The following is a 20463-nucleotide window of genomic DNA, read 5'->3' on the forward strand; positions in this document are numbered from 1 at the left end:
GGCCACGAAGTCAATCAAGTGTTTTTTCAAGATGTTAAAGTCCCGGTCGCCAATTTAGTGGGAAAAGAAAACAAAGGATGGACATACGCCAAGTTCCTATTGAAGCATGAACGAGCTGGAATAGCCGCAATAGGATCGCAAAAGAGACAACTTCGACGGCTAAAAGAAATAGCTAAGGCTGAACAAGCAAACGGGAAGCCCCTGATTGAAGAGGCCCGCTTTAGAGACAAAATATCTCGGGCTGAGATAGACCTTTTGGCNCTAGAATACACGGAATTGAGAGCTGTATCAGCTGCCAACCAGGGCGAGGCCCCCGGTACTGAGGTTAATTTACTCAAAATACGTGGGAGCGAGATGCAACAAACTATAAGTGAGCTTCTGGTGGAAGCTGTAGGATATTATGCAAATCCCTATGTTCCAGATTCGCGTGAGCCAGGATGGAACGAAGAACCCATTGGACCTGATTATGCTGCCAGCATAGCTCCTGAATATTTTAATTGGCGTAAATCTTCCATTTATGCANGATCAAATGAAATACAAAAAAATATTATTTCAAAGATGGTTCTCGGCTTATAGATTTAACATTACCGAATTACAAATAAGGGTAGAATAGTGGATTTTAAACTAAGTGAAGANCAGACCTTACTTAAAGACAGCGTNGATCGTTTTTTACAAGATGAGTATAGCCTGGATAAAAGACGTACTCTGATAAAAACGGAAGACGGGTTTAGCCGCGAGAACTGGAAGACATTTGGTGATTTGGGATGGCTAGCTATGCCCTTTGCAGAAGATAATGGAGGATTAGGTGGCGGGCCGGTAGAAACTATGGTGTTGATGGAGGCATTTGGAAGAAATTTAGTTGTTGAACCTTACCTGCACGTAATTGTGACAGCAGCCTCACTTATTGAGGCTCTCGGCAATAAGGAAACCAAGGACAAAATTTTACCCAACATAATCACTGGTGAAAGACTGCTGACCTTTGCCCACGTTGAGCCACAGGCACGATACGATCTCTCCAATGTTAGCACGATGGCCTCCAAGACTTCACAGGGCTACAAAATATCGGGACATAAAGCTGTTGTGTTCCATGGGGCATCTGCTGACCACTTTATCATTTCAGCAAGAACCAGGGGAGAACAAACAGATGAAAAAGGAATATCGCTATTTCTTCTAGACTCGACCCAATCGGGAATAACGAAAAGGCCCTATCCGACCATAGACGGACTCAAAGCCGCTGAAGTCATCTTAGATGAGGNAGAAGTTGATAGCGCTGCCCTAATTGGAGAAGAAGGAGCTAGTTTCCCTGCAATCGAAACTGCAGTGGACCAAGCCATAACCGCCGCATGCGCAGAAGCATTGGGAATAATGGACTCCCTTCATGAGCAAACCTTAGAATATTTAAATACCCGGGAACAATTTGGGACGAAATTAGGNAAATTTCAGGCCTTACAACACAGATCTGTGGACATGTTTGTAGCTTGCCAAGAAGCACGTTCAATGGTTTACCTGGCCACCCTATCCCTGAGCAAAAATCGGGAGGAACGTATTAAAGCCGTATCCGCGGCAAAATCTCATATAGGAAAAGCAGGCCGGTTAGTTGGGCAGGAATCTGTCCAAATGCATGGCGGAATGGGGATGACTGATGANNTAGCGATTGGCCANTACTTTAANCGTCTCACCATGATTGACACTTTGTTTGGNAACACAGACTTTCATTTAGAGCGATTTGCCTCTGTAGCGCATTNTTNAAANTNNTANCNAAAGNANTNGATTTTTATTTTTCATAGGGGNAGNAAATGTCAGACTTATTTGATTTAACTGGAAAAGTNGCAATAGTAACGGGNTCNAGTCGAGGCATCGGNCGCGCNACTGCTGAAGCTATGGCAGCTCANGGGGCTAAGGTGGTGGTCTCTAGTAGAAAAGCCGACAAATGCGAAGAAGTTGCCGAAGGAATTCGTGGCAACGGCGGGGAAGCGATAGTAATCCCCTGCCACTGTTCCCACAAAGACCAACTCCAAAATCTTGTAGATGAAACACTGTCTACTTGGGGTCGGATAGATAGCCTCGTCTGCAACGCAGCTGTAAACCCATTTTATGGCTCTCTGACAGAGATCCCTGATGATGCATATGACAAAATTATGAACACGAATGTAAAAAGCAATGTATGGCTAACTAGCATGGTAATTCCGCACATGATCAAAGTAGGTGGCGGTACTGTAATCATTGTATCATCAGTAGCAGCGCTAATTGGAAGTGCTAAGCTTGGTACTTATGGCCTGTCTAAAGCGGCTGACGTCGCATTGGCTCGGAATATAGCCGTGGAATGGGGTGGTGAAAATATTAGAGCTAACTGCATAAATCCTGCCATTATCAGAACAGACTTCGCCCGNGCTCTTTGGGAAAACCCTGAAATCTATGAAAGAGCTGTGAAAAACTATGCCTTACACCGNATAGGNGAACCAGANGANGTNGGAGGNATTTCCGTNATGTTATCAGCNAAAGCGGGAAGNTTTATCACNGGCCANACTATAGTAGTAGANGGCGGATCAACTATTTTTGGNGGAGATGGCTAAGCNGNAAANCNNCCTCANGAAACANAANCGGCNCAAGNCCCNNCNGGCNGGAATCNTCCACCAACAGACANNTTGTGCTCANNATACNANCCATAGNNGTGGGCATCNCTGGAGCTTACNGCGCNATAGNGTTTNTATTTCGGATCGATGCCCTACGACTTTTGTTTATGGAGCAGAATCGGAAACGGTTTATCAAACCGCCAAGAAATTAAGTTGGTGGTACCGACTCTTGGCTCCGGCCTATGGTGGCCTTGCGATTGGCTTTTTAGTCCATTTTTACCTGGCCGAGGAGAGATCCCAAGGAGTAACTGACACTATAGAAGCGTTAGCCAACAAAGAAGACAATATCAGCCTCCAAGATTATTGACCCTTACCTCAATCAGCCCAGCCTCCATAAGGGTAGGCGCATCGGTTGGACGAGAGAGGCCTATTGTCCACTCTTCATCAACGAGTTAGTAAAATTTGCTCACTCCCTTAAATTGACTTGGAGAATTATATGGTTGAAATTCAAAATACAGCTCTATCGCGACTAAAATCTGGGGAACTAGCTCTTGGGATTGGCCTTCGCCAGGCTAGAAGCGTGGATATTGGAAGAATAATGAAAAGTTGCGGCTATGACTGGATATTTATTGATATGGAACATGGCTCCATGTCGGTTGATACCACAGCGCAAATTAGCATCGCAGCAGCAGATGCTGGGATAACTCCCATTGTGCGTGTGCCTGGTTTTCAACACTTCCACGCGACCCGAGTTCTAGATGCAGGTGCACAAGGGATTGTATTCCCACACGTCGACAACGCAGAAATTGCAGAAAAGTTGGTTAGTTTTTGCCGCTATCCGCCAATTGGACACCGCTCGGTAGTCGGAGCCATACCACAAGTCAATTTTCAAACCTTGCCGATGGCTGAAATGGCACAATCGGTTAACGAAACCACTTTAGTCGTGGTAATGATAGAATCACCTGAGGGGGTGCATAATGTAAATGAAATAGCGAAGGTCAACGGGGTGGATGTCATCCTAATTGGGACTAACGATCTTTGCATGGAAATGGGAATTCCCGGCCAAATCGATAACCCCCTAATAGTTGAGGCCATGCAAAAAATAATTTCAGCATGCAAGGAAAATGGCAAATATCCTGGCCTAGGGGGAGTGTATGGGCCGAACTTACAACAAAAATATATTGGCATGGGCATGCAGTTTATTTTGTCTACCCAGGATCTAGCCATTATGATGCAGGGTGCCACAGAGAGAGCTAGTTTTCTAAGAAGCCTGCCTGTACCTATTGCCTAATTAAAGGAAAACCCAAAATGCTTCGCCTCCGCCAAATCTGCCTAGTTGCGCCAGAATTAACTAGATCAGTCGCCCATCTTGAGTCGGTTCTAGGTCTAAAGACATGTTTTCATGATCCTGGTGTTGAACGATTTGGATTAAAGAACGCATTGCTACCAATAGGCACAAATTTCATAGAAATCGTGGCTCCATTCCAGGATGGAACTACAGCTGAGCGTTATTTACAGCGCCGAAACGGACCAGGAGGCTACATGGTTATCATGCAGTGTGACGATGTAGAAAGGCGTAAAAAAAGGATGAAGAATCTGGGCGTACGTCTGGTAACCGTGATAGACAATGAACCCCATCATGCGATCCAAATGCACCCTAAAGATACTGGAGGAGCCATAATGGAAACGGGCCTGGATAAAAGAGGGAGCGATCCAGCAAGCCCCTGGACACCAGCTGGCGATGACTGGAAAAATTTCGTCGCAACAAAAATAGTTTCTTCTTTGGCTGCGGCCGAACTTCAATCAGATGAGCCCGATAGACTTGCGTCACGATGGTCCGAGGTTCTCGAGGTACCCCTTCTGCAAAGAGATAAAACTTACAGCCTGCAATTAGAAAATGCTTCTCTTCGCTTTACTCAAAATAAAGATGCACGCGGCGAAGGACTTAGGGCATTAGATATCAAGGTGAATGATAGGAATGAGTTGCTCCGTCGCGCCAGGATTATAGGATGCGATATTGATGAAAACAGTGTGCATATTAACGGTATTTATTTTAACTTGTTATCGTAGCCCTAGATGAGCGATCCATTCGATCTTTCAGATAGCACCTCTAATTCCGATTCTGTTAAACCGCGACCAGATGGGCCTTCCTATCTTACAGCACTCAACGAAGAACAAGCGGACGCTGTGGAAACTGTTGAAGGAGCTGTGCTGGTTTTGGCAGGAGCTGGGACAGGAAAGACGCGAGTCCTAACAACCCGATTGGCCCATATTCTGAATTCAGGCCATGCCCATCCTGGCGAAACACTAACCGTTACCTTCACTAATAAAGCAGCAAGAGAAATGAAAAGCAGGGTAGAAAGAATCCTGAAACACCCTTTGGAGGGTTGGTTTCTAGGGACCTTTCACTCTGTTGCAGCGCGTATTTTAAGAAGGCATGCTGAGGTAGTAGGACTAAAATCAGATTTTTTAATCCTGGATACTGATGACCAGCTACGATTATTAAAGCAAATTATTGAGTCACATGACCTGGATGAGAAACGCTGCCCCGCACGTTCGTTAAGCACTATTATTAACAAATGGAAGGATCGGGGACTTGGGCCGGATCAGATAACTCCAACTGAAGAGGTAGCATTTGCTGATACAATAGCTAGTTATCTCTACCGTGATTACCAAATGCGGCTATGCAAACTCAATGCAGCTGATTTCGGAGACTTACTGCTCCACAACCTAACCATTTTTCAAAATGAAGAGCAAATTTTAGAGGAGTACCAACAGAGATTCCGATACATATTGGTAGACGAATACCAAGATACTAATATTTCCCAATACTTATGGCTGCGGCTCCTTGCACAAAAGCACTTAAATATTTGTTGCGTGGGCGATGATGACCAATCCATCTATGCATGGAGAGGCGCCGAAGTAAATAACATCCTAAATTTTGAGAAAGATTTCCCAGGAGCCAAAGTTGTGCGGCTTGAAAGAAACTATAGGTCCACATCTCATATACTGGGAGCTGCATCAAACTTAATCGCTCACAATGAAAACCGGTTGGGTAAGACATTATGGACTGACGTAAATGGGGGGGAAAAAGTCCGTGTTAATGGTCTCTGGGATGGAGAAGCTGAATCCCAACTACTTTTAGATACAATTTCAGACCAACAACTAAACGGGCATTCGTTGAATGAAATAGCCATTCTTGTCCGAGCCAGTCACCAGACAAGGCCATTAGAGGAACGTTTCCTGCGCACTGGATTACCATTTCGGCTGGTCGGCATAATGCGTTTCTATGAAAGATTAGAAATTAGAGATGCCATTGCTTATCTGAGAGTTATCGCCCAGGATTCTGATGACCTTGCCTTTGAAAGAATAATCAACCAACCAAAACGTGGCGTAGGAAATTCGACTCTCGAAAAACTCCATGTCGTAGCCCGCTCAGCTGATTATCCTCTGATACAAGCAGCTAGAGACCTCATAGAATCGGATGAACTTCGCGGCCGAGCTAAAACTGGACTTCAAGATCTTATCCAATTGATTGACCAATGGCGTGAATTGCACCGGAAAGAGACGGAATTACCTATTCTCGCTCAGAAAGTTCTCGAAAATTCAGGCTATCTTGAAATGTGGAAGAAAGACAAGTCTATACAAGCCCCAGGTCGGATTGAAAACCTAAATGAACTAATTAACGCCTTGCATGAATTCGACACCCTTTCAGCGTTCTTGGAGCACATTAGTCTCGTCATCGATAACTCTGAGAGGGTGGAAGGCGACATGGTCAATATTATGACCCTCCATGGAGCCAAGGGCTTGGAATTCGATACGGTTTTTTTGCCTGGATGGGAGGAAGGCTTGTTCCCCCATCAGAGGGCACTAGACGAAGGCGGCCTGAAGGGCTTGGAAGAAGAACGTAGACTAGCGTACGTAGGCCTGACACGCGCTAAACACAACGTTATGATTTCACATGTTGCGAATCGCAATGTGTTTGGCCAATGGAAATCCGCCTTACCGTCTAGGTTCTTACGTGAACTTCCCGATGAAAATATTGTGGAAACTAGTGAGATCCTCGCTTCAGGTGGCGTAGAAGAGATCAATGAAGACGTCAGCGATTGGAATCGACCCAAACTAGGCAGGAGGCCTAGCAATTGGAAACGCCTCTCACAATCCTCTCAACAAAAATCTAACTTTCCAGAAACGCCGCCAGACCCCACCCCCAATGCCTTTCGCATTGGATTACGCATATTCCATCAAAAATTTGGGTATGGAAAAATCTTAAATATAGAAGGAAACAAGTTGGAGGTGTCGTTTGAAAAAGCGGGCACGAAAAAGGTAATGGGAAGCTACGTCCAGCCTACCTAATCCCCTGCCACTAGTCTACGGCCAGGGCTAAATCGAGTTCTCTAGCCAGAGCTGCTATTATTTCCCCCGTATTCTGCCCGCGGGCCATTGAAGCCCCCTGCCCGGCCCACATAGAAAAATATTCCGACTTGCCCTGCCGGGCTGCTTCAAGGCGAATTTTACTAGTTAAAGAATGTTGGTAGGGAAACGGAAGAATATTTTCTGGAGTGTCATCAAGATAATTCATCATAGAGTTAATTATGCCGCGAGCAGGCCGCCCAGAAAATGCTCTGGTGATGCGAGTGCTGATATAGTTACCACTTAGCAAAATTTCTTTATGCTTCTGGTGAGCCTTACTTTCTGGCGTGGCTAAAAAAGCGGTACCAAGCTGGGCCGCGCTAGCCCCCAGTTTTAAGGCTGCCGCTATTCCTCGGCCATCCATCATTCCCCCAGCAGCTATTACTGGTACTGATACAACGTCAACCACCTGCGGAACCAACGCCATAAGCCCGAGCATAGAAGGTTTCTCTTCTGGGTTGAAAGTACCCTGATGGCCACCCGCCTCAAACCCTTGGGCAACAATAGCATCAGCCCCCTCTGTCTCTAGGGCGACGGCATCAACAGGGCTAGTCGCACAGCCAACAATAAGTGCCCCGGAAGACTTAACCTTCTCAATAAAACAGGCTTCGGGAAATCCAAAATGGAAGCCCACTATGGGCACCTTTTCCCGAAGCACCACTTCAAGCTGCTCACCGAAATTGTTTTTAACCTCCGGTAGTTCATTCACATTCGCCAAACCCAGGTTAGCTTGAATTGGAGTAAGACGCTGACTAGCCTGAGAAACGTCGTGGTCAGCTATTGTTTTTTCAGAGCTGGGTGAAAACAAATTCACCTGGAAGGGCACATTAATCTGGGCTCTAATATCGCGAATTGCCGATGAGATTTCCTCGGGGGCCATATATGCTGCACCCAGAGAACCCAATGCCCCCGCGTGGGCAGCAGCAACTACCATGTCAGGAGTAGTGGCACTAGCCATAGGGGCTTGTATAATGGGGAGCTTAGTTCCAAATCTGTTGATCAAATCATTCGTCATCATGTCATATAATTTCGACAGTTAGTTTGGAGAAAATTTAGGATATACGTTTGCCGAGGTCAAAGATATCAATTATGTGGCAGATTAGTTTCTTTGTTCCCGAAAAAACTGCAAATTTTTTTGGTAAATGTATAGAACCATTTGTTGAAGCGATCAGCATGAAGCGGCATCTCAACAATTGGTTGATTAGGGCCTACACAACTGCAGAGCCAAAAGTGGGCTTTTTGGAAACCATCATTTCTGAAGCTGCAAAACTAACAAATATCGCTTACCCCCACTTAACCATAGAACTAACACCAAATACTAACTGGGTCACAGAAGGCCTAAAGGGCCTAGACCCAATTTCGGTGGGACGGTTCGTGATTTACGGGAGCTATAACGAAAAACCCAAAAACTCTAAGCTAATCCCTCTCCAAGTTGATGCAGGGGAAGCTTTTGGGACGGGACATCATGGAAGCACAAAAGGCTGCCTGCTGGCACTGAGTGCCATGAAGAGACCCAAACCCCGAGCCCGCATGCTAGATCTAGGATGCGGGACCGGAATCCTGGCTATAGCAACAGCCAAGCTCTGGAAACTAAAGCCAGTAGCAAGTGATATCGACCGCACTGCGGTAAGAGTTACTATAGAAAATAGCCGCACTAACAAAGTCCATAGATCCATCAAAGGTCTGACCAGCAATGGCTTTGAATCTATAAAACTTAAACAGTTAGGCCCTTTCGACCTTATTATTGCCAATATTCTTTCAAGACCTTTGCAGCGGCTTGCCAAACCCATGCGTTCCCACTCGAAGCCCGGGACCACGATCATTCTTTCCGGTCTCCTCGATCAACAGAGCAACCAGGTTCTCTCCGCATATAGAACTCAGGGATTTAAGCTTCAATCTACTTATTCCCTGGATGGGTGGACCACCCTTGTATTAATCAGAAATAAATCTATCCAGGAATAGCAACCCGTCTTGTATCTTGCCTCTTGCAATAATAGGCTGCTTATTTACTAGAATTACCCACTCTAAAGATGGATATTGATGTCTAAATCTAAATTAGCCCACCTCCTGGAGCAATCAGGAATAGCGCAAGACGAAAATGAAATTATTAATCTTGTGCGAGGGGCTGCGGCTGCTCCAGCCGGTTTTGATGAACGGGCCTGGCTGAACATGTTGGGCGTCCAATTAAACTCCGATCTTGAACAAGAACTAGAAGAACTCCGGCTCAGTCTACTTAAGCCCCAAAAATCTAGCACAGAACCCCAATATAACCTTTCCGAATTAAGAGATTACCTACGTAAAGAAAATTTGGACGGCTTCTTGATCCCCCGTACTGATGAGTACCAAAGTGAATACGTATCAGCCTACGCTGAACGCCTTAGATGGCTAACTGGATTTACCGGTTCCGCGGGAACCGCGTTAATAATGAAAGATAAAGCATTAGTATTTGTAGATGGACGTTATACTCTGCAAGCTAGCGAGGAGGTTGATGAAAGCCTCTTCGAAGTGGTGGAGCTCGCTAAAGTATCTGTGAAAGAATGGATTCAAAAAAACTTCCCCTCAAATGGCCGATTGGCGTACGACCCACAGCTCCACTCCCTGTCAGCAGTGAGAGGCCTTTCCATCGCCTGTAAATCTAGAAAAAGCTCTTTGGCACCCACTAGCCCTAATCCGATCGACTCTATTTGGCAAGATCAACCACCTCCTCCTCTCTCGCCACTAATCCCCCATGCCCTCCAATTTTCGGGTCAAAATCTGCAGGAAAAATGCCGCCAATGTGCGGCCCGCATCACTGCAGCAGGAGCCGACGTAGCTATTCTCACATTAACGGACTCTATTTGTTGGCTGTTCAATATTCGAGGAGCCGATGTCGAATTTACACCAGTGTCATTAGCATATGCCATTTTACACAAAGACTCTTCTGCGGAATTGTTTGTTGATAATAGAAAACTCACTAATGAAGCACGAAAGCACTTGGGAAGTACAGTCACAATTAGACAACATTCGGAATTTCCAGCTTCCCTTCAACAACTTTCTGCGGCTGGAAAAAGAATTCAAGTTGATCCCCATACTGCCAGTGACTGGATATTCCAATCACTTGGTGGAGATGCTCAAATTGTGGAACAAGAAGACCCCTGTATTTTAGCCAAAGCCATAAAAAACAATGTCGAACTGACAGGAACGAAAGATGCACACCTCCGCGACGGAATAGCCCTTACAAAATTCCTACACTGGATGCATAAAAACGCAGGTCAAGGGAGAGTTACAGAGATTGACGCGGCAAATATACTGGAAAGGTTTCGATCGTGTGGTCAGAACTTTCGCGGCCTTAGCTTTCCAACAATAACAGGTACTGGGCCTAATGGTGCTATTGTCCACTATAGAGCCAATACAAAGAGTAATAGGACCATAAAGCCTGGAGACCTTTATCTCGTAGATTCCGGAGCACAGTATCTCGATGGAACGACTGATGTTACTCGGACAATTACTGTGGGCAAGCCAAGCGGAGAAATGCGAGATCGATTTACTCGGGTATTGAAGGGGCATATTGCTATCGCCACCGCCCGCTTTCCATCTGGGACTAGTGGTGGCCAGTTAGATACGCTAGCTCGACGAAGCTTATGGGAAGCCGGCATAGATTTCCAGCATGGCACAGGACATGGAGTGGGCAGTTTCTTGAGTGTCCACGAAGGCCCTCAGCGTATTTCAAAAAGCCTTGCAAGTGTGGCACTCAGGCCTGGAATGATCATTTCCAACGAGCCCGGGTACTATAAAACCGACTGCTATGGCATCAGAATCGAAAATCTGCTTGTAGTTATTGAAGCAACTATCGACGGAGGCTTAAAACAGGGATTTTTAGAATTTGACACCCTAACCCTGGCACCAATTGACCGCACCCTTATTGTCAAAAGCATGCTAAACACTAGAGAAAAAGAGTGGTTGAATGATTATCATGGGCGCGTTCACGCACAACTAGCAAGATATTTAGAATCAGATATTTGTCATTGGTTAAAGGATGTAACATCGCCAATATAACACTGACCATTTTTGTCAACTTTTAGGTTCTCAAGAGTTTAGAGAAAATTTTCTGACCGGCCACATGCAAAAGTTATTTTGCACAATCCCTCATAAATTTGTGAGGGCTTTCCAATCCGCCTCTGAAAGTATTTTTACGTTGAGGTCCTTCGCCTTCTTAAGTTTGCTCCCGGGCGCAGAACCAACAACCATATAGTCGGTTCGCTGTGAAATAGAGGCCCCAACTGCAGCACCTAGTGTCTGCGCGCGCGCCTTGGCCTCAGACCGGGTCATCTCTTCAAGAGTTCCTGTAAAAACAACGACTTTACCTGCCAACGGCAAATCATTCTTAACCTCTTGAAACGAAGCAATCTCAACTTCTTCCAACAATACAGAAATCATTTTAAGATTATAATCGGCAGCAAAGAAACCCACTAATTCCGACGCAACCTTTGGCCCGATGCCATCAATCCCAACCAACATCTTGCATGAATTGCTTTCTTCAGTCTGCACAGCTTGCATGGCCTCTTGGAATATCGGATACGAAAGATAAGCTTGCGCTAATAATTTAGCGGTCGTTTGGCCAACCAGCCTTATGCCCAAAGAATAAATGAACCGATCAAGAGAAATCTTTCGTCTTTCATCTATAGCCGCCAACAAATTTCTGACAGATGTTCCACCCCATCCCTCACTATTTTCGATTTGCTCTTCAAATTTCCGTAACTTGAATAAGTCAGCTGGAGTACGAACCATATTCGAGGCCCAAAATTCCTTCAATTGCTTCTCGCCAACTCCCTCAATATCAAAGGCATCACGCCCAACAAAATGGCATAATCGCTCTATCGCTTGGGCAGAACAAGAGAGTCCGCCGGGACAACGCCAAACTGCTGCGCCTGAGTCTCGAACCGCCTTATTGCCGCAAGCAGGGCAATGAGAGGGAAAAACATAAGGCTGTGAGGCGGCTGGCCGATCGCTAAACTCAACTTTTACAATTTGAGGTATTACATCGCCCGCACGTTGCACAACTACTGTGTCCCCCTTACGCACGTCCTTACGAATAATCTCACCCTCATTGTGTAAAGTTGCACGAGAAATCACCACACCGCCAACGGTCACAGGCGAAAGTTCAGCAACTGGCGTCAATGCTCCGGTTCGACCAACCTGGACAGATATCCCCCTTACAATTGTAGTACATTGCTCGGCAGCAAATTTATGAGCAATAGCCCAGCGTGGACTCCGCGTGACCGCCCCGAGTCGCGCCTGAAGCGCAAGGTCATTAACTTTATACACCACGCCGTCCAAGTCCATCGGCAAGAAAGGCCTCTCCACAACTATTTTATTGTAGTGCTCCACGAGTTCCTCGATGCTAGCGCTCAGTCGGCAGGGCTCGTTAAGGACAAATCCAAATTCAGAAATCCTCTGTCGCACCTCTGCCAAAGTTGTGCCGAGAGAAAGGTCTCCATCACCCTTTCTTAACTCACCATAACCATACGCAAAAAACTTGAGTTTACGCTGAGCAGTTATTTTTGAATCAAGCTGACGCAGCCCCCCTGCCGCCGCATTACGCGGATTGGCAAATTGTCCTTCCCCATTTTTTTCTCGCTCAACGTTCAATTGCAGAAAATCTTCTCGGGCCATGTATACCTCCCCTCGGACTTCAACAACCGTCAAGTTGAGATCACCGTGTAATTTGTGCGGTATATCTGGGATAGTCGCGAGATTCGCTGTGACATCCTCGCCTACCAAGCCATCTCCGCGGGTTGCCCCTTGAACAAAGACACCATTTACATAACGGAGGGAGGCAGACAAACCATCAATCTTAGGTTCAGCTAAAAACTGCACCTCACTATCTTCTTCAACACCTATGAATCTCTTAACTTTAGAAACAAAACTCACAACATCATCTTTGGAAAAAGCATTGCCCAGGGACAGCATTGGTTCGGAGTGCCGTACTTTAGAAAATGCCTCAGCAGGTGCCACTCCGACAGTTCGGCTTGGACTATCTACAGACACCAGATGCGGGAATTTATTCTCAAGGAAGAGAAGACGTTCTCTAAGTAGGTCATACTCCGCATCTGACAAGCTTGGTGAGTCTTTCAAATAATAAAGCTCATCATTATGACGAATCTTTTTTATCAGGTTGGCCAACTCTTCCTTTGCAGCCACCTCGCTCAATACCCCATCGTCTGGCTTCCGGTTTAGCCCCATCTTACCGAGCCTCATGCATTAGACGTTTAGCTGCCGCTCTAGCCTCTTCGGTAATCATCTCTCCTGCTAACATCCGGGCGATTTCTTCAATGCATCCGGCAGCAGTCAATTGTTCTACCCCTGTTATCGCCTCCCCTCCATGTAAATCTTTGAATACCTTGAAATGCCGCCTCGCTTGAACGGCGATTTGTGGCTGGTGGGTGACAACCAAAACCTGAACATTACCGGCCAACCGAGATAATCGTTGCCCAACCGAGTCTGCCACTGCACCCCCTATGCCGGTGTCAATTTCGTCAAAGACCAAGGTTTTTATCGGCGCAGAATCCGCTATTACAACCCGTAACGCCAGCATAAAACGAGAAAGCTCCCCACCAGAAGCCACCTTGTAAATAGGGCCAGGAGCAAGGCCAGGCGCAGTCGAAACCTCAAAACTAATTTTATCTCCACCATTTTCAGACCATTGCTCTTTAGGAAGCTCTTGAATGGAAGTGTTAAATTTAACCCCTTCCATCTTGAGATCATGGACCTCCTGCATAACTCCAAGATCTAGTTTTTGACCAGTCTTCATGCGAGCCAAATGGAGTTTAGAGATTAAATTCGATAGTCTGATCTCACCTGCTTTTACATTGGCCTCCTCCTCCTTGACCTGTTGATCCACAGAACCCATTTTCTTTAATTCAGTCTCCAGACGAATTTGAACCTCCTCCAAACCATCTATGGACACGGCGTGTTTAACCGCAAGTTCTTTAAGCAAGAACAAACGCTCTTCTACCTCAGAAAGCCGCTGAGGATCCGCATCGAGTTTGCCACCAACACTTTCCATTACAGTCAATGTTTCAGTTAGTTCTATCGATAACCGATCCAGAGACTGCAATAATTCATTTAAGTAACCTCCAGAAACATCCGCCTTGGCATCGATAGCGCGTCGGGCCATCGCCACCCGGACCTCGATTGAGCCCCCCTCTCCATCCCCTAGCTGAGCGTGAGCGGCCGCCAAAGACTCCGATATTGACGTCGATTCCTTCAACAGAGAACGTAGCTTAGTGAGCTCTTCCTCCTCCCCAGGTTTGGGAGATAACCCTTCAAGCTCTGACAAGTCCCTACGTAGCGCTTCTTCCTGGAGACGACCTTCTTCTGCAAGTTCCCTAGCCGCATCTAGTTTTTGCTTCGCATGTGCCCAGTTTTTATATGCCAACTTAACCTCGGCGCATAAGTCTCCGTGATTACCGGCGATATCTAGAACTGCTCGATGGACACGCTGATCTAGAAGCCCTAATCGATCATTCTGACCGTGGACTTCCACCAACAAAGAACCCAAATCTGCCAGATAAGCCACAGTGACAGGTTGATCATTTACAAAAGCTCGACTGCGGCCTTCCAGATTAATGGTTCTTCGAATTACGATTTCACCCTCGGATTCAATCCCCATTTGCTCAACAAAAACTAGAGCTGGATGACCCAAAGAAAACCGAAAAGTAGCAGCTACAGCCGCCCGCTGCGCCCCTTTCCTAACCAATGAAACGTCTGCCCGTCTCCCCAGAACCAATCCCAAAGCATCCAAAAGAATGGATTTCCCAGCACCCGTCTCCCCCGTTAGCGCACATAACCCATTATCGAATTCTAACTCAAGCTGCTCAATAAGAACCACATCATGAACTGAAAGGTGGACCAACATCTGACTATTTCATATTAAAAAAGACGTGATAACCAAGATTGGTTGGACAAACGAGGCTCTAAGCTGCTTTTTCGGAGCAACTGATACGAAGATTGATACCAAGTGCTTCCACCAAAATTATGACCCAACACAGCTGCCGCCGACTCTGCCTCTCCGGTCAGGCCCAAGGCCAAGTAAGATTCGGCAAGCCTGTGCAGAGCCTCTGGAACATGGCTTGTGGTCTGGTATTTCTCCACGACCTGCCTAAACCTATTAATTGCAGCAACATACAAGTCTAGACTTTGATAAGTTCGGCCAATCTCCATCTCTTTACCGGCCAAATGGTCACGGGCCAGCCCCATTTTTAAGCGAGAGTCCTTTGCGTAAGATGTTTCCGGAAACCGGCGAATTACTGCTTCAAAGGAAGACAGCGCCAACTCTGTCATCCCTTGGTCCCTTCCAACATCAGAAATCTGCTCATAATAGCTCAACCCCACCAAATAGAGCGCATACGATGCCTCTTCATTTCCCGGATGAAGGGAAATGAACCGTTCAGCTGCGATTATTGCGGAATCATAATCATTGTCCATGTAAAAAGCATATGCTGCCATGACCTGCGCCTTGGTAGACCAGACTGAATATGGATGTTGACGCTCCACCTCCTCGAAGGCCTTTGCTGCATCCTCGTAGGCTCCGTCTAGGAGGTAATCCATGGCAATATTGTAGATGTCCTCAACCGGCCGCTCTATGTATATTTCTGGTCGGGTGGAGCCACATCCAGCGAGCACAACACAACCAAGAATTACAGCTACAGACAGACTTCCCCAATCCCTGATTTTCTTGCCCATATCCATTGGAACCCCTTGCCTTCCAACTGGCTTTTTTTGGCCAGATGCCGAAGGGCTGTTTTTACAAGACCACCCTACTATATCACGACTCGGAGGTAACCAGCAGGGATTTCGCTGAAAAAATAAAATAACTAAAATTTGAGCTGGCTTACCTCAAACACGATATATATAGAAGCTATTGATAAGTGCTTTGCTAGAGTGGCGGGCACATCTTGAAAGCAGCCGATTTTAACATCTAGAAAACGACACAAAGCTCGGACACTTTGAGTAATTTAGGAAAGTAACAAATCCCCATGCCTCAGTTTGACCCGAAAAAACTTGATGAACTAAAAAGCTTTGCAGAAGAATTAGCGGATGCAGCCCAGCAGGCCATCCTACCCTATTTTCGAAAACAAATCCCAGTCAGTGAAAAATTAACAGACAGCCCAAGTGGCCAACCTGTTACAGATGCCGACTTAAAAGCGGAAACCGCCATGCGACAGCTAATCTCGCACCGTTATCCGGATCATGGTATTATCGGAGAAGAATTCGAAGATATAAACCCTGGGGCTGATCTCTCGTGGGTCCTCGACCCAATTGATGGTACGCGGGCATTTATAGCGGGCCTCCCCCTGTTCGGCACCCTCATTGGCCTTGGCTATAAAGGCAAACCGATCTTGGGCGTTCTGGACCAACCCATACTTAAAGAACGATTTATTGGAGCAGGTTCCTTAAGTACGCTTAATGGTAAAAAGATTCGGACGCGTAACTGCCTGAGTCTGACCAATGCGATATATGCTACGACAGACCCACGAATGATGCTTGGAGCCACCCAGCAGGCAATTCTCCACAAATTAATGCGCCTAACACGGATCACTCAGTTTGGTGGTAATTGCTATGCGTATGCAATGTTAGCTGCCGGCTCTATTGATATTATTGTTGAGAATGACCTGAAGCCCTGGGACACTTTTGCATTAATTCCAATTATTCAGGGAGCTGGTGGTATAATCACCTCTTGGTCCGGCGAATCTGCCACAAATTCACCCCATGTGTTGGCCTGCGGTAAGACACAACTTCACTCTGATGTGCTACCCCATTTTGCTCATCACTAGTCAAAATCCGATATACATATAAATACCCTCTACATTTACAAGAGCCACCAAATAGGCTGACAAGGAAACAGGATAAGATATGGAACGTGAAATAATGGAATACGATGTCGTAATCGTTGGAGCTGGCCCTAGCGGACTAGCAGCAGCAATACGGCTTCGTCAATTAGCTACAAAGTCGGACATGGATCTCAGTGTCTGTGTTTTGGAGAAAGGCTCAGAAGTTGGCGCTCATATTCTGTCTGGCGCAGTCATCGAGACGCGGGCATTAGATGAACTCATTCCAAATTGGAAAGATTTAGGAGCACCTCTCAAGACCCTGGTAACTCAGGAAAGTTTGATACATCTGACTGAACGTGGGAGCTTTAAGTTTCCAACCATTCCTCCGCAAATGAGAAATAAAGGTAACTACATAATCTCATTGGGAAATTTTTGCCGATGGATGGCAGAACACGCAGAGTCACTAGGGGTAGAGATCTATCCGGGATTTCCGGCTACGGAAGTTCTTTACGATGAGACAGACACTGTCATCGGGGTGGCAACAGGAGAAATGGGAATCGATAAGAATGGAGAAAAGAGTTCTAACTACCAGGCCGGAATGGAACTGCGAGCAAAACAAACTCTCTTCGCCGAAGGATGCAGGGGATCACTAACTAAAACCCTTTCCAAACACTTCAACCTTACCGAAAACTCGGACCCTCAAACCTTTGGGATTGGAATCAAAGAACTGTGGGAGATCCCATCAGAATTGCACAATCCAGGGGAAGTAATACATACAGTGGGGTGGCCATTAAAGGCGGATACATATGGTGGCTCATTCCTTTATCATTTGGAAGATAACCAAGTAGCTGTCGGATTTGTCGTAGGCCTCGATTATCAAAATCCGCATCTCGACCCCTATATGGAATTCCAGCGTTTTAAGCAACACCCCTCTATCCGCAAAACTTTTGAGAGCGGCACCAGACTTGCTTACGGGGCTAGAGCACTGAATGAAGGTGGCTTCCAATCCATCCCAAAGCTGACCTTTCCCGGGGGTGCACTCGTCGGCTGTTCGGCAGGTTTTATGAATGTGCCAAAAATTAAAGGAAGCCACACCGCGATGAAGTCCGGCATCCTAGCGGCGGAGGCAGTAGCCTCCCATCTACTAACTGAAGACATTTCTTTGAAGGCCACCGAGATTAAAGCCTATGAGAGCTCACTAAAATCTTCATGGATTTGGGAAGAACTTCGGAAGGTTAGGAATATCCGGCCCGCTTTTCGATGGGGCTTATGGCCTGCGCTACTATACGGCGCTTTTGACACCTATATTTTACGGGGAAAAGCTCCTTGGACTTTGCGGCACAAACCCGACCACATCCAACTGAAACTCTCTACTGAATGTCAGCCCATTGCGTATCCAAAACCAGACGGAGTAATCAGTTTTGATCGACTATCCTCGGTATACCTGTCGAATACCAACCACACCGAGGATCAACCCACTCACCTAAAATTAAAGGATACCAATACCGCCATTGCCATCAATTTGACAAAATACAATGCGCCCGAACAACGCTTTTGTCCGGCTGGAGTTTATGAAATAGTAGAGGGTCAAGCTGACGGGAAACCCAGACTGCAAATTAACTCACAAAACTGTGTTCACTGCAAAACATGTGATATCAAAGATCCCACCCAAAACATTGACTGGGTTCCTCCGGAGGGCGGAGGCGGCCCCAATTATCCCAACATGTAACTTTATCCGCAGCGTCTTCTATCAATAGGGCTTGATCTTGCCTCTATTAAGAGCGACAGCCAATAGAATAATTACGAGTATATATTTTTTCTGAAGTTTCTTCCGGTTATATTTAATGACGATATGATTAGCTTTTGGTGATAAAATCACCTATAGCTTACTCTTGGCCAGAAATTAAATGCTGTTTTTTTATACATACTAGTAATTATTTCTAACAAAATACATGAAACTAGATCAGACCGACAAAAAGATACTGAAATTGTTACAGAACGACGCAACGCTGCAATTGTCTGAGATTGCCTCATCTGTTGGGCTTTCTGCCACCCCATGCTGGCGCCGCATTCAGAAGCTTGAACAAGCTGGCATCATCCGGAAACGAGTTGCTCTCCTGAATGAGAACCTAATTAATGCTGGAGTCGCGGTTTTCGTGTCCATTCAAACTACCAACCACAATCCGAAGTGGCTTCAAGAATTCTCAGCGGTACTCACAAATTTGCCTGAGGTAATGGAAGTATATCGATTAAGCGGTGCGACAGATTATCTATTAAGAGTGGTTGTACCCAGCGTGGAACACTATGATAACTTTTACAAAAAAATTAGCAGAATGATCCCAGACAGCCATATCAGCTCAAGCTTTGCCATGGAATGTATTAAATCGACAACTGCACTCCCCCTTGATTATGTTTAGTCACCCCACTTCCTGGCCTGCAGTGGTGTACTCTCTGAGAGTGACTATCCTATCTATCTCACTCCTAATGGGTTGCGGCCCTGCATTGAGTAATAATAGAGAGAATCTCGCAGAAAAATTAGCCCTTATTCAGTTACCTCCTGGATTTACTATTAAATTATATGCTGAGGGAGTGCCCGATGCTCGGGCCATGACGGTTGGCCCTAATGGGACCCTCTTTGTTGGCTCTCGGTCAAAAGGTAATGTCTACGGCATTGTTGACACTGACCACGACCAAAAAGCTGACAATGTTTTTGTCATAGCGCAAAATTTACGAGCCCCTGCTGGGGTCGCAATGTGGGAACAGTCGTTATATGTGAGTGCAGTAAATAAAATTCTTCGGTTTGACGACATTGAAGAAAATCTGCAGAAACCTTCATCTCCAATAGTAGTTACTGACCGCTTGCCAAACGAAAGTCATCACGGGTGGAAATTTATAGATTTTGGCCCAGACGGCTCTTTGTATGTTCCAGTTGGAGCTCCGTGCAATGTATGCCTTCGCTCCGACCCGTACGCGACTATATTGAAAATGAACAGGAATGGGTCAAACACTGAGATTATTGCTAGGGGAGTGCGCAATTCGGTTGGGTTTGCCTGGCATCCCGAAACAAAAGAACTTTGGTTTACAGACAATGGTCGGGACAACCTTGGCGACGATAGTCCGCCGGGGGAGCTCAATCGTTTACATAGGCCTGGCCAACATTTTGGTTTTCCTTTCTGCCACGGAGCATCTATTTCTGACCCAAAGTTCGGGCATACCGGTAGCTGCAACGACTCTCAAGCTCCCGAACAACTGCTTGGCCCTCATGTTGCACCGTTGGGGATCACATTCTATCAAGGAGATATGTTCCCCCAGGAATATAAGAATGCTATCTTTATAGCGGAACACGGGTCCTGGAACCGTAGCAAAAAACTTGGTTACCGCATCACTTTGGTTCAGCTGGATCATTTGGGCAAAGCAAAGTCTTATGTAGTTTTTGCAGAGGGTTGGCTCCAAGACCAAAGAGCATGGGGAAGGCCAGCCGATGTTCTTGTCTTACATGACGGTTCACTTCTGATATCAGACGACAAAGCAGGAGCCATCTACCGGATAGCATACGTTGGGCCACAACCCAACTGATCCTCTCCTCCTCCTTGGTAACACTCCAAAAACCCGCGCACTTGCCAATCCTCTGATAGAAATTCTAACATAGCACCACTATACTCTTC

At 46.2% G+C, this 20463-nt stretch carries 15 protein-coding genes and 2 pseudogenes; 13 read left to right on the top strand and 4 right to left on the bottom strand.

What is annotated here, in order from left to right:
* Positions 1-18 precede the first annotated feature (18 nt).
* From CMM32_07305 to CMM32_07335, 7 genes and pseudogenes are all read left to right on the top strand, one after another.
* Entirely contained in the window at positions 19-576 is a 558-nt protein-coding gene (locus tag CMM32_07305) for a hypothetical protein (protein ID MBT06707.1), read from the top strand.
* Between the two features lie 36 nt (positions 577-612).
* Positions 613-1818 (top strand): annotated as a pseudogene (locus CMM32_07310) (pimeloyl-CoA dehydrogenase small subunit).
* Positions 1797-2573 (top strand): short-chain dehydrogenase, encoded by a 777-nt coding sequence (locus CMM32_07315; GenBank protein MBT06708.1) that lies wholly within the window; start codon positions 1797-1799, stop codon positions 2571-2573. The pseudogene CMM32_07310 and the gene CMM32_07315 overlap by 22 nt, the downstream one beginning before the upstream one ends.
* Positions 2566-2940 (top strand): annotated as a pseudogene (locus CMM32_07320) (hypothetical protein). The gene CMM32_07315 and the pseudogene CMM32_07320 overlap by 8 nt, the downstream one beginning before the upstream one ends.
* A gap of 138 nt (positions 2941-3078) precedes the next feature.
* A complete protein-coding gene (locus tag CMM32_07325) occupies positions 3079-3864 on the top strand; it encodes an aldolase (protein MBT06709.1) in 786 nt (261 codons plus the stop codon).
* Positions 3865-3881: 17 nt separating this feature from the next.
* Positions 3882-4643, top strand: coding sequence for a hypothetical protein (locus CMM32_07330; GenBank protein MBT06710.1), 762 nt, complete (start codon positions 3882-3884; stop codon positions 4641-4643).
* A gap of 6 nt (positions 4644-4649) precedes the next feature.
* A complete protein-coding gene (locus CMM32_07335) occupies positions 4650-6929 on the top strand; it encodes a DNA helicase II (GenBank protein MBT06711.1) in 2280 nt (759 codons plus the stop codon).
* Between the two features lie 10 nt (positions 6930-6939).
* On the opposite strand, the gene CMM32_07340 is transcribed toward CMM32_07335, so the two are convergent.
* Complete coding sequence (locus tag CMM32_07340) at positions 6940-8004, bottom strand: nitronate monooxygenase (GenBank protein ID MBT06712.1); 1065 nt, start codon at positions 8002-8004, stop codon at positions 6940-6942.
* Between the two features lie 71 nt (positions 8005-8075).
* Here CMM32_07340 and CMM32_07345 point away from each other — a divergent pair, with 71 nt between their 5' ends.
* Together CMM32_07345 and CMM32_07350 are read left to right on the top strand one after the other, a co-directional pair.
* Positions 8076-8948, top strand: a complete 873-nt coding sequence (locus CMM32_07345; protein MBT06713.1) for a 50S ribosomal protein L11 methyltransferase — start codon at positions 8076-8078, stop codon at positions 8946-8948.
* Positions 8949-9155: 207 nt separating this feature from the next.
* Positions 9156-11021 (top strand): X-Pro aminopeptidase, encoded by a 1866-nt coding sequence (locus CMM32_07350; GenBank protein ID MBT06714.1) that lies wholly within the window; start codon positions 9156-9158, stop codon positions 11019-11021.
* 90 nt (positions 11022-11111) lie between these two features.
* Here CMM32_07350 and CMM32_07355 read toward each other — a convergent pair whose 3' ends face one another.
* The 3 genes from CMM32_07355 to CMM32_07365 are packed head-to-tail and all read right to left on the bottom strand — an operon-like array spanning position 11112 to position 15710.
* Positions 11112-13208 carry a DNA ligase (NAD(+)) LigA gene (locus tag CMM32_07355; GenBank protein MBT06715.1) on the bottom strand — a complete coding sequence of 699 codons (2097 nt, stop codon included), beginning with the start codon at positions 13206-13208 and terminating at the stop codon, positions 11112-11114.
* Between the two features lies 1 nt (position 13209).
* Positions 13210-14883: a DNA repair protein RecN gene (recN, locus tag CMM32_07360; GenBank protein ID MBT06716.1), complete on the bottom strand. Its 1674-nt coding sequence runs from the start codon at positions 14881-14883 to the stop codon at positions 13210-13212.
* Positions 14884-14897: 14 nt separating this feature from the next.
* Positions 14898-15710 (bottom strand): outer membrane protein assembly factor BamD, encoded by an 813-nt coding sequence (locus CMM32_07365; GenBank protein ID MBT06717.1) that lies wholly within the window; start codon positions 15708-15710, stop codon positions 14898-14900.
* A 293-nt stretch (positions 15711-16003) separates the two neighbouring features.
* On the opposite strand from CMM32_07365, the gene hisN reads away from it, so the two are divergent.
* From hisN to CMM32_07385, 4 genes are all read left to right on the top strand, one after another.
* On the top strand, positions 16004-16801 hold the full coding sequence (hisN, locus tag CMM32_07370) for a histidinol-phosphatase (protein ID MBT06718.1): 798 nt from the start codon (positions 16004-16006) through the stop codon (positions 16799-16801).
* 94 nt (positions 16802-16895) lie between these two features.
* On the top strand, positions 16896-18527 hold the full coding sequence (locus CMM32_07375) for an electron transfer flavoprotein-ubiquinone oxidoreductase (protein ID MBT06719.1): 1632 nt from the start codon (positions 16896-16898) through the stop codon (positions 18525-18527).
* A 223-nt stretch (positions 18528-18750) separates the two neighbouring features.
* Entirely contained in the window at positions 18751-19215 is a 465-nt protein-coding gene (locus tag CMM32_07380; protein MBT06720.1) for an ArsR family transcriptional regulator, read from the top strand.
* A gap of 67 nt (positions 19216-19282) precedes the next feature.
* Positions 19283-20374: a sorbosone dehydrogenase gene (locus CMM32_07385; GenBank protein ID MBT06721.1), complete on the top strand. Its 1092-nt coding sequence runs from the start codon at positions 19283-19285 to the stop codon at positions 20372-20374.
* The last annotated feature ends 89 nt before the right edge of the window (positions 20375-20463 follow it).

Source organism: Rhodospirillaceae bacterium (assembly GCA_002728255.1).
Taxonomy (GTDB): domain Bacteria; phylum Pseudomonadota; class Alphaproteobacteria; order UBA7887; family UBA7887.